Source organism: Aurantiacibacter zhengii (assembly GCF_003584125.1).
GTDB classification, from domain to species: domain Bacteria; phylum Pseudomonadota; class Alphaproteobacteria; order Sphingomonadales; family Sphingomonadaceae; genus Alteraurantiacibacter; species Alteraurantiacibacter zhengii.
In genome coordinates, this window is record NZ_QXFL01000001.1 from 396,491 (window position 1) to 412,201 (window position 15,711).

Below are 15,711 nucleotides of genomic sequence, written 5' to 3' on the forward strand. Positions count from 1 at the left end.
TAACAAAAGGGCGGGAGGTCCGAAGACCCCCCGCCCCTTTGTCTGGCGAATATTCGCTCGGTGGACGCTTAGAAGCGAACCAGGAACGAAGCGAAGAAGTCGCGACCCAGCACGTCGTAGGTCGACGGATAGGTGTTGGCCTGCTCACCGTTGTTACGGTCACCCAGGAGAAGGGTGTTCGTGTCGTTGGTCACGACGCCGTTGGCATCGAACACCGGCGAGGTCGGCAGGGTGTCGAACAGGTTGTTCACACCCACGGTCAGCGTCAGCGTCTCGTTGAAATCATACGACAGGGTAAGGTCGATGAGATCGTAAGCCGCGATCCGCTCCACGAGGTAGTCGAAGGTCGGATCGTCGTCGTTGACGGCTGCAAGGTGACGCCAGCGGGTCGAGAAGGTCAGCGGACCGTCGACATAGCTGGTACGGGCCGTCCACTTGAACGCAGCCTGCGGTTCACCGCACTCGAGGCCGAATTCACCGGCGCACTCGATCACATTGCTGGGATCGCTCTGGTCAGGTGCCAGTGCGTTGGATTCGGTCCAGGTGCCCAGGAACGAGAAGTTCAGGTCCGAACCACCGTTGCCAAGCAGCGAGAAACCGAGATCCATGCCGTAGCTGATCTGAAGGTCGATACCGCTGGTTTCGAGACGGGCAACGTTCGCGACGCCGAACTGCGGCGGGTTGTCACGAGTGAAGGCACCGTTCGCATCACGGGTGTTGACGAAGCCGGCACACCGCGGATCAGTGAAATCCTGAACCTCGGTGAAGCAGAGGTCGATAGCCGTCTGCGGAGGCACGGTGATGATCGCATCGTCGATCGTGATGTCGAAATAGTCGGCAGTGATCGTCAGACCCGGAACGAAGGTCGGCTGCAGAACGATACCGAAGGTATAGCTGTCAGACGTTTCTTCGAACAGGTTCGGGTTACCGCCGAACAGGCCCTGGATCTGCGGATCCGGCTGGATGACCGGGTTCAGACCGTTGCCGCTGCCGGGAACGATACCGATGTTGCCAAGCGGAACGCCAGCTTCCTGACAGAACGCCAGCAGAGCACCAGTCGGGGTCGGGCCACCAGCCGGTGTACCGTTACCCGCGCAGGGGTCAGCCACGCCGGGGAAGCCGACAGCCGAACCCTGGAACAGTTCGCCGACGTTCGGTGCACGCACCGCACGCTGGTACTGACCACGGAAGGTGATGTCGGGGATCGGCGAGAACTCGATACCGCCAGCGTAGGTCCACACGCCGCCTACCGCTTCGAGCGAGTAGTCGGAGTAACGGGCCGCACCGGACAGGTCGAAGCGCATGCCGCTTTCGGTTTCGAACGGAATGTTGAGCTCGGCGAAGACCTCGTTCACGTTGTAACCGCCTTCGGTCGGTTCACCGGCGTTGAAGCCAGCGACGTCACCCGAAGCGAGGAACTCGTCAGGGATGAAGCGCGAGTTCACTTCACGGTATTCACCACCGAATGCGAAGCCGACCGGCTCTGCGACACCCAGGGCGAAGTCGCCAAAGGTACCGGAGATGGCGGCCGAGGCCACCTGCAGGTCGGAGATATCGCCGTTCTGTGCCTGGATGATGAACGAATCGGCCATCTCCGGGGTCAGCGTGTTCAGGCCGTAGGGGTTGATGAGGATGTCACCAGTGCCCTCGAGGCCGGCACGCAGGCGCGAAAGCGATGCGTTACCCTGCTGGATGTTGGCGTTACGCGTACGCGAATACATGTAGTACGCATCGTACTGCAGGTAATCGGTGATGTCGCCGCGCAGGCCGCCCAGAACGCGGAAAGCGTTGCGCTCGTCGAGGTTGGCGCGGTTGCCACCTTCGAGCAGACGACGGTTGAACTGGACGAGGACGGTATCGTCGTTCGCCTGTGCGCCGGTTTCCGCAGCGTCGAGCTGGGCAAACTGGTCACGCGTGGCCTGGTTGATGAAACCGGCGGCCAGCAGGTCTTCGTACGGCAGGGCAACGTTGTTCAGCTGCACCGGCGTCGGAGCCAGTTCGGAGTCCACGCGGTTGTTGACGTAGGTCACTTCGCCGTAGATCTCGAGCGCCGGGACAACTTCGAAGCTGCCGTAACCGCCAAGCAGGTAACGTTCCTGCGGAAGCTGCAGGTAGTTCACCGGAGCAAAGTTGTAGAAGTCCGTGGCACCGTCGTAGCGGCGGATATCGCCCGGCGAACCGAAGAAGCCGTTGCCCAGCGTACCGGCAGCATTTGCTCCGAACGCCGTACCCGCACGTGCGGCGGTCGGTGCGTTGCCCTGGTAGGCAAGGCGGCTTTCCGGAACGAAGGACGAACCGCCCTGGACCAGCGGATCGCCGCCGAGGTTGAACTCGGAGAACTCGCGCTCGCCCTGGAAGATCGATTCGCGGTTGTAGTATTCACCGAAAACGGTGACGTTGCCGCGGCCGTCGGCGAAATCGGAACCAACGGCAGCGTGGACCTGCCAGCGGTCACCATCGCCGCGGTCGGTGATGGCGTACTGACCGCCAAGTTCCACACCGTCGAGTTCCTTCAGGCGGAAGTTCACGACGCCGGCAAGAGCGTCCGAACCGTACACGGCCGAAGCACCGCCGGTCACGACGTCGACGGATTCCAGCAGGAACTGCGGGATCGTGTTGAGGTCGGTAACCTGGTTGGTATCGTAGAACATCCAGCGGCGGCCGTTGACCAGCAGCATGGTGCGGTTCGCGCCAAGGCCACGCAGGTTCAGCGAGGCGGTGCCGTTACCGGGGTTGTTCGAGAAAGACGTGATACCCGGAACAACCTGCGGCAGCGTGTTGACAACGTTTTCGACGTTGACCGCGCCGCTCAGCTGGAATTCTTCGCTGTCCACGACGGCAACCGGAGCGGCCGTATCGGTGTCGCGGCGCTGAATGCGCGAGCCGGTAACGATGATCGTGTCCTGCTCGGCCGCAGCCGACTGCAGGGTCGGGTCTTCCTGGGCGAACGCCGGGGTCGCGAGCAGCGATCCGAAGATCACGGTGCCCGCAAGCAGCGAGGCCTTCTTGTTAATGGTAGTCATTCGATTGCTCCTGGTAAGAGGGAGAATTCAGTGGAAGGCAAACCACCTCGACTGCCCGGATTTGCTGCCGGATCGGTCGCAGTTGTCCGATTTCTTCCTTCCTGATCTCGCCTCAAACACGATTGCGCCGCGCCATACAATCACCCTGTGAACAGGTTTCACACGATAGCTTTTCGTGTGACATTTATGAGACAATTCTGGGCACCGGCGGCTGAACGGTATTAACCCGCAGGTAACGACGTTCGGCAACCCCGTTCCGCAGGCCCGCGCTAACCCCGCATGCCCATCCTGCAGGCGTGGCAGTGGGGACCGCCGCGTTACGTATCGGAGACTGAACCATGACCTTGCCCAAGGCCCTTTGCACGGACGAGACCGGCGCGACCGGGATCGAATACGGCCTTATCATCTCGCTGATCGCGATGGCCCTTGTCGGCGCGTTCCAGGAACTGCGTGCCGAGGTGTTCGCCATGTACGGCCACATCGAGGAACAGTACGCCGCCGCGCAGGACTAGCTCGCACTGGACTGACCCGGGGCTTTCCTACAGCCGCGCGAGCCCCGCACAGGCGCGCGCATGGCCAACAAGACGACCCTGCCCGCCTTCACCCCCGTCCCGCGCAAGATGGACCGTTCCAACGGCTGGAAGCCCGAAGTCCAGCGCGCCTTCATAGAGGCGCTGGCCGAAACCGGCAGCGTCGCCGCCGCCGCGCGCCGCGTGAACCGCGCGCCCGAAGGCGCCTACCTGCTGCGCCGCCACCCGCAGGCGCAGGAGTTCCGCAAGGCGTGGGAGGCCGCGCTGGATATCGGCATGCAGCGGATCGAGGACGTGGCGATGGAGCGCGCGCTGAACGGCGTGGAAGTGCCCGTCTATTCCTATGGCAAGCTGGTGGGCACCCGCACGGTCTATAATGACAGGCTGCTGATGTTCATGCTGAGGAACCGCGCCCCCAGGCGCTTTGCCGCCGATGGCGCGAAGGGCATGAACGCGCTCGACAAGCACCGCCTGGCGCAGATGAAGAAGGAATGGCGCAAGGAATGGGAGCGCGAACGCCTCGCCACCGGCAAGCGCGAGAAGGCCGAGGTGCTCGCCTCCCTCAACGCGAAGATCGACGCGATGCGCACCCGCAAGGACACGCTGCTGAGCCCCGAAACCCGCCGCCTGAAGGAAGCCTACGAGGAAGCCGCCCGCCGCGACGCGGACCAGCCGTTCTGGTGGGACAACACCCCCGCCCCCGCTCCCGATGGCGTGGACGAGGACGAAGCCGAATGGACCGCCCGCGCCACGCCCTCCCCCGAAATGCAGGCCTGGCTGGACCGCCCCGCGCGGGATGAACCAGACGACGGCTGGGAGATCATCGACCCGGAGGAGCACGCCGATGGCGGAGCGTGAGCGGCCCGGTCAGATCCGGGTGCACCGAGGGTTCTTGAAGGCGCAAGGGCGGTGGGACTTGTGGCCGGAGGGGGTAAGAGCACCCCCGAGCGAGGCTGCCATAAGTCGTGCAAAAGAGATTAAGAATCCTTGATGCTCGTCCCAATTCATACGAAACAAAATCATGGGCATTGCAAAAGAACTCGATGGGATAGAGCTGCACGGCGACCGAAGTGGTCAAAAGTGGACGGTCGTTGAGAGACTAAAGATGGAAGCGGACTGGACTCCCGGGCAGTTTTCAGTCGGCTACAGGGTGATACGCGAAGACGGACTCGAAGGCTTCATGAAGGCCTCTGACCTTAGCATGGCGTTCGACAAAGATGACCCGATCAAAGCCCTTCGCGAGATGGCAAGTGGGCACGAGTTCGAGCGAACCATACTTGATCGTTGTAGGGGCAATAGGCTTGATAAGGTAGTAACCGCCCTCGATTCCGGAACAGCTTCTTTGGAATACCAAGGGACGCGCGAATATGTTTTTTACATCATATTCGAACTTGCAAAAAGTGATTTGCGGAAGATCGTCAAAGTCAAAGAGGGCAACGATCTTATCTGGGTAATTTCCGCGATACATAACATTGCTGTGGCAATGGCCCAAATCCACGGGATTGATGTTTATCACAACGATTTGAAGCCCGGGAACACACTCATATTTGAGGAGACTGAAAAAGTCGCCGACCTTGGTCGCGCTTCTTCGCCAGAATTTCCAGTCTCGCATGATCGACTACTGTGCGCGGGCGATCGCCGTTTTGCCCCTCCAGAACAACTCTACCACAATCAGAACACATCTTTGGACCTCGACAGGTACGTAAAATCGAAAGCCGGCGATCTCTACAATCTCGGAAGCATCATGCATTTCCTGATTACGAAACGGCAGCTTACTCCTGAGGTCATCTCGAGATTGGACCCCTGCTTTCGTCCGGCAATTCCGGGTGGGGGATGGTATGATAGCTATGAAGGGGTATTACCTTATTGGCGTTCCGCCCAAGACACGGTCCTCACCGAATTTTACGATGACCTGCCAGAGGAATGGCTAGATAAGTTTAGGTTTGCTCTGGATGATGTGAGAACGGTGATAATGCATCTGTGTGAACCCGATTATTGCCTCAGAGGGGACCTCAAAGATTCTAACGTTACCCTCTCGAAATATGGTCTCCAACGCATTATTTCCAAAATGGACCTGCTTAGGACGAAGGTGATTGTGACTTCGCGTGCTTGATCAAGAGGAGCAAGATCGAAATGTGATCCCGCGATGGCGGCCAATTGTCGCCATCGAAAAGCGAGACCTAGCTTCATTGGGTCGCTTCAAAGACGTAGCACCTTTGCATCGAACTGAGGATTTCACAGATCAGATATCGATCTGGTGCCAAGAAGGTTCGCTGGAAGCCGCATCAGATATCTTCGACACCTATCTAATCACCGGTGATAGCAATCTCCTGCGATTAGCTAACTCAATCTTTGAAAAGCATGCGGATGAAATACCGCCACGACTTCGATTTGCTATCGAGTCTGCTCATGAGCCCGCGAATGACACCTTAGAACTCAGGAGGTCAATAGCGTATAGGGAAACCGACAAAAACTACGTTTGGAAAACCATCGCAGTCCAAAAACGACGTATCTCTGAATACCCGAGGGACGCGCTCGCGTATTTAGAACTTGCCCGACTTTATACGATATGCGGCCATTTCGAGAAAGCGGAAGAGCAACTCGACATCGCCCGCTCCCTTGCCCCTGAAAATCGCGTAATTCTTCGTTCGACGTTAAAATTCTACCATATAATTTCAGATCTGAAGACCGGCCTAGGTATTCTTCGAAGGTCAGACCGAATAAGATTCGACCCTTGGATCCAAAGCGCGGAAGTTGCGACATCTAACGCATTGCAAACAACGAGCCGGTTTCACAACCGGAAGTTAGTTCACCAGTTGAAGGATGGTTCGGTAACGCGCGACTCTACTGAGTTAGCAATGGCTATTGCAACTTTGGAAAAGGCGCATGGGGTCACTGAGCGAAAGATCTTTAAGCTGGTTCGCCAAGCGCTTCCCAAGAGTACAGAAAACGGCTTTGCGCAAGCAATATGGCTTAGCAACCATAGCTCCAGAGAATTTTTGGACCGCTTTCCGGAAAGCAAACCTTCGTCCGAAGCATACGAAGCTAAACTAAAGCTGGCGCTTGCAGCAAATGATTTTCAAGCCGCGGCTGGGTTCGCAGAACTTTGGGTGGAGGATCAGCCCTTCAGTCAAGACGCGATCATTCGATATTTAAACTTGCTCGCAGTTCATACCGGCCCCGATCAGCGTTCGATAAGCTTTGCTCGAAGGGCCGCTAAGATATTCAACGAGAGTTGGCATGTACTGAATGCTGCTCTCTTGCTGTTAGTCGAGGCTGGCGAATTGAACGCTGCTCATGATGTCTTGATCAAGTTGAGACGCGAAACACCACAAGGGGCTTCACGAGCATTTGTTCAAGCTGCAGAGGGTTTCTATGCATTTGCGCGCGGTGACTTTTTGACAGGTCGGGAAGCTTACGAGGCGGCCGCAAAGACTGCTCGTCAACATAGATCCAATGACCTTATCGTGAACTCTGCAATGTTCTGGCTACGATGTGAGATGGTTAATGGATTAATATCGCAAGAATGCATAAAAGGGATTTCGGACCGGATCGATTTAGCGATTAAAAAGGGGCGCTTACAAGATCGACATCATCTCACAAACACTTGGGGCGCGATAAAGCGAAAAGCGGCCGAGGTTAAATTACCCGAATCTGCCCCCGACGCTAGAGGTGAGGACCTTGTAACAAAGACAATAAGTCAAAATTTAGATGATCCTGAATTAATGCAGGATGCGCAACTCAACCTCTAGGCTACTCCTCCCCCATCCGCAGCGCCGCGATAAACGCCTCCTGCGGGATGCTCACATTGCCATACTCGCGCATCCGGGCCTTCCCCTTCTTCTGTTTTTCCAGCAGCTTCTTCTTGCGCGTAATGTCGCCGCCGTAGCATTTGGCGGTCACGTCCTTGCGCAGGGCGGCGATGGTTTCGCGGGCGATGATCTTGCCGCCGATGGCGGCCTGGATCGGGATCTTGAACAGGTGGCGCGGGATCAGGTCTTTCAGCCGCTCGCACATGCCGCGGCCGCGTTCCTCGGCAACGGAGCGGTGGACGATCAGCGATAGCGCGTCGACCGGCTCGTTATTCACCATGATGTTCATCTTCACCAGGTCGCCTTCGCGAAGGCCGATCTGCTCGTAATCGAAGCTGGCATAGCCGCGGCTGATGCTTTTCAGGCGGTCGTAGAAGTCGAACACCACTTCGTTCAGCGGCAATTCGTAGCTCACCTGCGCGCGCCCGCCGACGTAGGTCAGGTCGGTCTGGATGCCGCGCCGGTCCTGGCACAGCTTGAGGATGGAGCCGAGGTATTCGTCGGGCGTGTAGATCACCGCCTTGATCCACGGTTCCTCGATCATGTCGATGCGGTTCACGTCCGGCCAGTCGGCGGGGTTGTGAATGTCGATGACCTTGGCGTCCTCGTTCTTCGTGTGGCCCAGGTGCACGCGGTAGACCACGCTGGGCGCGGTGGTGATGAGGTCGAGGTCGTATTCGCGGCTGAGGCGTTCCTGGATGATTTCCAGGTGCAGCAGGCCAAGGAAGCCGGCGCGGAAGCCGAAGCCCAGCGCGGCGCTCGATTCCATCTCGTAGGAGAAGGAGGCATCGTTGAGGCGCAGCTTGCCGATGGAATCGCGAAGCTTCTCGAAATCCGCCGCGTCCACCGGGAACAGGCCGCAGAACACCACCGGCTGCACTTCCTTGTAGCCCTTCAGCGCGGTGGGAGAGCCGTTCTTCACCGTGGTGATGGTGTCACCCACGCGGGCCTGTTCGACTTCCTTGATCTGCGCGGTGATGAAGCCGATTTCGCCCGGCCCGATCTCCGGCAGGTCGGTGCGCTTGGGCTTGAAGCAGCCGACGCGGTCGATCAGGTGCTGGGTGCCCCCTTGCATGAACTTGACCTCGAGGCCCTTCTTGATGACGCCGTCCATCACGCGCACCAGGATGACGACGCCGAGGTAGGGGTCGTACCATGAGTCGACCAGCATGGCCTTCAGCGGCGCGTCGCGGTCGCCCGTGGGGGCGGGGATGCGCTTGACGAGGGCTTCCAGCACGTCCTCGATCCCGATGCCGGACTTGGCGCTGGTCAGCACCGCGTCGCTGGCGTCGAGGCCGATGATATCCTCGATCTCGGCCTTTACCTTGTCGGGTTCGGCGGCGGGCAGGTCGATCTTGTTGATGACGGGCACGATCTCGTGGTCATGCTCGATCGACTGGTAGACGTTGGCGAGCGTCTGCGCTTCCACGCCCTGCGCCGCGTCCACCACCAGCAGCGCGCCCTCGCAGGCCGCCAGCGAGCGCGACACTTCGTAGGCGAAGTCGACGTGGCCCGGCGTGTCCATCAGGTTGAGCTCGTAGGTCTCGCCATCCTTCGCGGTGTAGCTGAGGCGCACGGTCTGGGCCTTGATGGTGATGCCGCGCTCGCGCTCGATGTCCATGTTATCAAGGACTTGCTCGCTCATCTCGCGCTCGGTCAGGCCGCCGCAATGCTGGATCAGGCGATCCGCCAGCGTGGACTTGCCATGGTCGATATGGGCGATGATCGAGAAATTTCGGATATGCGACAGTTCGGTCATGCCGCGCCTTTAGCCTTGCACTGCAAGACTGTCAGCCGGAATATGCGGGGGTTCACTATCCCGCCCGCGACGCCCCGCCGCCCACATCCACTTGCATGAAGCGTGGCCGCGTGCCCGGCGTGCTTCTTCCGCCAGCCACGGCTGCCAGGTGATTTCCCCCGCGCAGGGCCTGCAGCGGCGCACCAATGGCGGCGAGCATGTAGGGCGAGACACGGTGGCGCGTGCACAGCCCCCCTGCCCCGTCCGAAACCAGGGCTGTCTCGAATTCGATTCCCTGGGTCGCGTCCTGCGATCGGCGAACCTTGCCCACCACTATCTGTCCCTCGCCAAGGTCAAGCACCAGTTCGGTGCCGATGGGTACGTCCAGCAGCCCCTCTATGCGCGCACCGGTGCGAGACAGGTCGCGCAGCATGGCGACGTAGTGATGATCCTCGTGCACGACACCGATACGGCGGAACAGCGTGCGCCGCTCCGACCGGAACTTCGCAGGCCCGGATGGCTCGTAGCGCAATTCACCGGAGGCCAGCTTCTCCAGCACTTCGGACTGCGGCACCGCGCGCGAGAAGATGAACCCCTGAACATAGTCCACTTCCAGCCTGGCGATGGTCTCCAGTTCGTCCATGGCTTCCACGCCTTCGGCGGTGGTGACCATGTCCATCGCCTTGGCCAGATCGGCAATCGCATGGATGATGGCGTTGCCCTTGTCGCCGTCCTGCGCGCAACCGCGCACGAAGCTCTGATCGATCTTCAGTTTGTTGAAGGGCGCCTTGCGCAAATAGGACAGCGAGGAATAGCCGGTGCCGAAATCGTCGAGCGCCAGCTTTACGCCAAGCTTGGCGAGCTTTTCGAACATGATCGCCGCGTTGCCGATATCGCCCATGAAGACGCTCTCGGTTATTTCCAGTTCCAGCCGTGAGGGAGGAAGGCCCGAATCGCGCAAGGCCCTGTCGACGATATCGGGAAGGTCTTCAGCCAGAAACTGGCGCGCCGATACGTTCACGGAAACCGGGAAGTTGCCGGGCCATTCGGCAGCATCGCGGCAGGCCTGCTGCAAGGCCCACGCACCCAGCCCGTCTATCAGGCCGGAGTCCTCTGCTACGGGAATGAATATTGTTGGAGAGATCGGCCCGTGTTCCGGGTGATTCCAGCGCAGCAGTGCCTCGAAACCGCGCACCATGTGATTTCTTGCATCGACCTGCGGCTGGTAGTGCATCGCAAGCTGTTCACGCGCCATCGCATCGCGAAGCTCTTCCTCGATCTCGCGGCGGTCTTCTGCCGTTTCCTTCAAATCGTTGGAATAGAAACGGAACTGCCCGCGCCCACCGCCCTTGGCCGCGTAAAGCGCCAGGTCTGCGGCCTTGACCAATTCGGCGGACTCCACCCCGTCGTATGGCGCAACCGCGATACCCACCGAGGTGCCGATGATGGCGCGACTGCCCTCGATGGAATAGGGCTGCGAGATCATCTGGATCATGCGGTTCGCTGCATCGCCCAGTTTGCCGCGATCATCCAGATCCGGGACGATCAGCTGAAACTCGTCACCGCCAAGCCTGCCGATTTCAGCACCCGCGGGGGCCACTCGCTGTAGCCGTTGAGAAACCTGTCGCAGCAACTCGTCGCCTGCGGGGTGGCCGAGTGTATCGTTAACCTGCTTGAACCTGTCCAGATCGAGCATAATGAGCGCGCAGCTGCGCTTCTCGATCTTGTAGGCGATGAGCGCTGTCGTCAGTCGTTGGGCCATGCGGTGACGATTGGAGAGGCCCGTCAACGCATCGAATTCGGCCATGCGGCTGGTCTTGCGCTTCTCCTCGTACGATGCGGTGATATCCTTCACGATGCCCCGATAACCGGTAAAATCGTTGCGATCGTCGAATTGCGGCCGGCCGGTAAGTTGCCACCACTTGTGGCAATTGCCGCTGCTTGCTTCCTTTTTCAGGCACACCACAAGTTCCGTGAAGCTGGAATGGGCGCTCAACAGGTAGGAAATCGGCTTGGCTTCGCTCTGGTCATCGTCCTCGCGGGCGGTCTGGAGAAGGTTCGCCAGCGGTTCACCAATTACGGGGCGGCACGGATCGAACTGGTCCATCGCCTTCTGAGATAAATAGCGCACCCTTCCCTGCGCGTCGGTAGCCCAGAACCAGGCAAGGTCGCTGTTCTCGAAACTGTCGAATATCTCAAGCCGCTCGCCCTTGCTGACCATTGCAGTGCGGGATGCCGCGGCTTCTGCGTCGGGCACGCGGACGGGTTCGGCTTCGTTGCCGCCAAACCCTTTCCAAATGCCTCGTACACCCATGCGTTACCTTTTCGTTTGTCCGACAGTGCTCTACTCGATGCAGATTCAGACAGACTCCCCTATTACAATCTTCCTGATCGGCGCAGGCGCCGCCGCCTGGATTGCCGCGATGCGCCCTGACGGATCACGTTCCAGAGCGTTGGCGAATTCCACGCCCATGCGATCGTCCTCACTCCAGCGGGTGGTGCAGGTTACCGCATAGGATTGCGACAGCTGCACCTTGAACAGAGTCCCAACCGGCACGCTCCAGAGACCTTCGATCATCGCGCCCGTGGTCGAGATGTTGCGGATGGTGCCGTTGTAGAGATGCCCGTTGTGATCCAGCACAACCTTGCGCAGCATCGTCTGGCGCGGTGCCCGGCTGCAACGCGGTCCACGAGCCACGGCAGCAAGCCCCGAGGCAAGCCGCTCGCTCGCCTGCTGGGCATCCAGCGGCCGTTCGTAGATGAAGCCCTGCACGTGGCTGCATCCGTGCACGCGCACCAGATCGAGTTCGTCCATGGTCTCCACGCCTTCGGCGGTGGTTTCCATGCCCAGCGAATGCGCAAGGCTGGTGATCGACGCGATAATGGCGGCATTGCGGCTGCCTGCCTCGGTAATGCCGCGCACGAAGCTCTTGTCGATCTTGATCTTGTCGAAAGGAGCTTTTTTCAGGTAGCCGAGCGACGAATAGCCGGTTCCGAAATCGTCGAGAGCAAGGCGCACGCCAAGGTTCTTGAGGGCGGCAAACATGGCATCGGTCGCGGCGCTGTCCTGCAGGAATACCGTCTCGGTTATTTCCAGTTCGAGCTGTGAAGGCTTGATACCGGCGCTGGCGATTGCGTTGGCGACGATGCTGGGCAGCTGCGGATTGGCAAATTGCAGCGGCGAGACATTCACGGCCATGCGGATTTCACCCGGCCACTCGGCCAGTTGCTCGCACGCCTGGCGCAGTGCCCATTCCCCCAGTTGCTGGATCATGCCGGTATCTTCAGCCGACTCGATGAACCGGTGCGGCGAGATCCAGCCTTTCACCGGATGATGCCAGCGCATCAGGGCCTCGAACCCGGTGATGTTCTCCGTGCTGGTGGATACCACCGGCTGGTAGAACATCTCGAGCTGGCCCTTGGCCAGGGCGTCGCGCAGGTCTTCCTCCATCTGCGAGCGCGCCTCGGCGTCCGCATGCAGATCTTCGGAGTAGAAATGATAGCGGCCACGTCCGCCATCCTTCGCCGCGTAAAGGGCGAGATCGGCGTTACGGATGATATCGTCGCTGCTCTCGCCATCGTCGGGCGCGATGGCGATGCCGACGGATGCGCCGATTACCACGCGCTGTCCCTCGATGGTGTAGGGCTGCGACAGCGAATTGATGATTTCGCGGCCCAGCTCGGCCAGTTTGTCGCGCTCCACGCGCCCGGGAACGATGACCTTGAATTCATCGCCCCCCAGGCGACCGACCTGCCCCATCTTGCCCACGGTACGCTGCAGACGGGTCGATACCTGTTTCAGCAACACGTCACCGGCAGGATGCCCCATGGTGTCGTTGACCTGCTTGAACCGATCCAGATCGAGCAGGAAGACCGAGCAGCTGCGGTTGGAAGCCTGCGGTGCCGACAGGATCTTTTCCAACGACTGGCTCATGGTGAAGCGGTTGGCGAGGCCGGTGAGCGAGTCGTAACGAGCCAGCCGGGTGGCGTTTTCCTGGCTGCGCTTGCGCTCGGTCAGGTCCGTGCCCGATCCACGGAAGCCGATGAAGTTGTCGAAATGATCGTACAGCGGCCTGCCGGAAACCGACCACCAGCGTTCCTCGTCCACAATCGCCGCGCGCACCGAAAGCTCTGAAAAGGCGGACCTGGCGGACAGATGGAACATCAGCGTCCGCTCACCCTCCTCGCCCGTATCGGCGAGGTCGAAGAGGCGGGTAAGCGGTTGCCCGATCAGCTTGTGCGGTTTCAAGCGAAGCGCTTCCGCGACCGGCGGGGAAACGTAAGTCAGCAGCGATCGGCGGTCGGTTTCCCAGAACCAGCCCTGCCCCGTCTGCTCGTAATCGGTGAGGATATCCTGTGCGCGGGTGTTGATCCTCTCCTGCGCCGCACGGTTTTCTTCCAGTTGGGCCTGGTCGACCATTTCCTGGCGGCTGAGGATCAGGCCCAGCGTGATAGCCAGTACGAGGCCGAACAGGCCGTGCTCGATGCTGTTGTTGAAGAACATCGGGCCATAAAGCGCGATTTGCGCACCGGCGATCGTCATCGGATGCCGCCGCATGTAAATCGCGGAAATGGCGAAGATCGCCGCGGCGCTGGATCCGATGTAGATGCCCGGCAGGGTTCGTTCCGCACCCCACACGGTCAAACCGATCCCGACCAGCAGCAGAGGCAGAAAAGCCGCGGCGAAGAGACCGGCAATCTGGGACGCCATTTCCCGGGCAATCACCGCGTCGTAAACGAAGCGCCCCAGGAGCAGGATGACGATCGAGGCGACAAAGGCCAGTGCCGACGCCAACGGGATCGGCGCGGTGGCGACGAAGGTGCAACTGGCCGCGCACAGGAAGATCGTCAGCGGCAGGAACGGCATGGTACGCGGGAACAACTGCCGCGCCGACAGCACATGCTGAGGCGGCAGGCTTGGCGTGCCGCGGCCCCGCTTACGCCTGTCCTTGCTGCGACGGTCATTTTCCGTGGCCATAGCAGGCTGTTCGTTGACCAGGTCCTCTGCCGTTTTCTGGGGGACCATCTCGAGGCGCACAGGACTTCCGCCACGCTGGCGCTCGGTGGCAGCGGTGCGCTTGATCCTCTTTAAGGCGTTGCCGGCGGAACGGTCCATTTCAGTCGCATGCCAGAAAGCCCTTTGAAGAACGGTTAATGGCAACAACCGTACAGGCAGCAGTTTCACCGGGCATGAGCCGTAGAGCTGCATTGCCGGATGCGGTTAATTCGCTAAGTTTCGGATCACACACTCTGTTCGTTCGGGAGAACCGCGAAATGCGGCATATTGCGATAATAGGTTCCGGCCCAGCGGGTTACTATACGGCGGAAGCCGCGCAGAAACGGTTCGGCGACGATGTCAAAGTCGACATCTTCGACCGGTTGCCGGTTCCCTACGGACTGATCCGCAGCGGCGTTGCGCCCGATCACCAGTCCATAAAAGGCGTCTCGCGCCGTTACGAGAAGACCGCGCTGACGCAAAACGTTCGCTTCGTGGGCAATGTCGCCGTCGGTTCGGACATTTCCGTCGCGCAGTTGCAGGAACTGTACGACGCCGTCGTGCTCGCGACAGGTGCCCCGCAGGATCGCGATCTTGGCATCCCCGGTGAATATCTGGACAACTGCTTCGGCAGCGCGGCGTTTGTCGGTTGGTACAATGGACACCCGCAGTTCGCCGGCCTCGACCCCGATCTTTCCGGCAGCACCGCCGTCGTGATCGGCATGGGCAACGTGGCGCTGGATGTGGCGCGCATGCTCTCGAAGAAGGACGGCGAGTTCGACGGGTCCGACATTGTGGGCCACGCTTTGGAGGCGCTGGGCGCCAGCACCATAGAGCGGGTGATCCTGCTGGGCAGGCGCGGCGCTCACCAGATAATGATGACGCCAAAGGAACTGGGCGAACTGGCCAGCCTCGAGCACGCGGCGGCGCACGTCGACCGGGGCGACCTGCCCGCAGAAGCGGAGGATGCCATCCTGGAACCCGGCCTGCGCAAGTCCGTCGCCGTGCTGCGCGAATTCGCCGCCACGCCCGAGCATATCCGCGCGGAAAAGCGCATTGCCGTGGAGTTCGCCTTTTTCGCCCAGCCCCGCGCCTTCCTGGGTGATGGCAAGGTCGAAGCCATAGAAGTGGAGCGCACCGAACTGGTAAAGGGCCGCGCCGTCGGGACAGGCGAGATCGAACGCATTCCCGCCGACCTTGTCGTCAGTTGTATCGGCTATCGCACGGCGCCCATTCCGGGCGTTCCGTTCGACGAGCGTCAGGGCCGGTTCGCCAACGACGATGGCCGCATACTTCCCGGCCTCTATTGCGTGGGATGGGCCAGACGCGGCCCGTCAGGCACGATCGGTACCAACAAGCCTGACGGCTTTGGCATTGTCGATCACATCGCCGAAGACATTGCCGCCGGCACCCTGGGGCGCGGGGAGAAGAGGGGGCGTGAGGGGTTCGACGCTTTCGCCGCCGAGAAGGGCCTCGACGTGGTTACATTCCGCGACTGGAAGAAGATCGAAGAGGCCGAAGCCAAGGCCGCCCGCGAGGGATCCCCGCGCGAGAAGTTTATCGATATTGATGCGATGATAAGGGCGGCCGACTAGACAAGCCGGCGCCGCGC

At 60.3% G+C, this 15,711-nt stretch carries 9 protein-coding genes; 5 read left to right on the plus strand and 4 right to left on the minus strand.

The features are described 5' to 3' along the window. Nucleotides 1-68: 68 nt before the first annotated feature. A complete protein-coding gene (locus tag D2V07_RS01980) occupies nt 69-3,023 on the minus strand; it encodes a TonB-dependent receptor plug domain-containing protein (RefSeq protein ID WP_119584327.1) in 2,955 nt (984 codons plus the stop codon). Between the two features lie 338 nt (nt 3,024-3,361). Here D2V07_RS01980 and D2V07_RS01985 point away from each other — a divergent pair, with 338 nt between their 5' ends. The 4 genes from D2V07_RS01985 to D2V07_RS02000 all read left to right on the plus strand — a co-directional run bounded on the left by D2V07_RS01985 (nt 3,362) and on the right by D2V07_RS02000 (nt 7,305). Beyond that, complete coding sequence (locus D2V07_RS01985) at nt 3,362-3,535, plus strand: Flp family type IVb pilin (RefSeq protein WP_119584328.1); 174 nt, start codon at nt 3,362-3,364, stop codon at nt 3,533-3,535. A 60-nt stretch (nt 3,536-3,595) separates the two neighbouring features. Then, the gene (locus D2V07_RS01990) at nt 3,596-4,411 is read left to right on the plus strand and encodes a hypothetical protein (RefSeq protein WP_119584329.1); all 816 of its coding nucleotides are present in this window, start codon (nt 3,596-3,598) and stop codon (nt 4,409-4,411) included. Between the two features lie 163 nt (nt 4,412-4,574). Next, a complete protein-coding gene (locus D2V07_RS01995; RefSeq protein WP_119584330.1) occupies nt 4,575-5,666 on the plus strand; it encodes a protein kinase domain-containing protein in 1,092 nt (363 codons plus the stop codon). Beyond that, on the plus strand, nt 5,659-7,305 hold the full coding sequence (locus D2V07_RS02000) for a tetratricopeptide repeat protein (protein ID WP_147366883.1): 1,647 nt from the start codon (nt 5,659-5,661) through the stop codon (nt 7,303-7,305). Before D2V07_RS01995 ends, D2V07_RS02000 begins: the two co-directional genes overlap by 8 nt. A 1-nt stretch (nt 7,306) precedes the next feature. Here the strand turns inward: D2V07_RS02000 and lepA are convergent, their stop codons facing one another. The 3 genes from lepA to D2V07_RS02015 are packed head-to-tail and all read right to left on the minus strand — an operon-like array spanning nt 7,307 to nt 14,219. After that, nucleotides 7,307-9,124, minus strand: coding sequence for a translation elongation factor 4 (gene lepA, locus D2V07_RS02005; protein ID WP_119584332.1), 1,818 nt, complete (start codon nt 9,122-9,124; stop codon nt 7,307-7,309). 55 nt (nt 9,125-9,179) lie between these two features. Continuing rightward, nucleotides 9,180-11,417 (minus strand): EAL domain-containing protein, encoded by a 2,238-nt coding sequence (locus D2V07_RS02010; RefSeq protein WP_233548198.1) that lies wholly within the window; start codon nt 11,415-11,417, stop codon nt 9,180-9,182. 45 nt (nt 11,418-11,462) lie between these two features. Next, nucleotides 11,463-14,219, minus strand: a complete 2,757-nt coding sequence (locus D2V07_RS02015; RefSeq protein WP_233548199.1) for an EAL domain-containing protein — start codon at nt 14,217-14,219, stop codon at nt 11,463-11,465. Nucleotides 14,220-14,377: 158 nt separating this feature from the next. Here D2V07_RS02015 and D2V07_RS02020 point away from each other — a divergent pair, with 158 nt between their 5' ends. Then, nucleotides 14,378-15,694 (plus strand): FAD-dependent oxidoreductase, encoded by a 1,317-nt coding sequence (locus D2V07_RS02020; protein ID WP_119584842.1) that lies wholly within the window; start codon nt 14,378-14,380, stop codon nt 15,692-15,694. Nucleotides 15,695-15,711 lie beyond the last annotated feature (17 nt).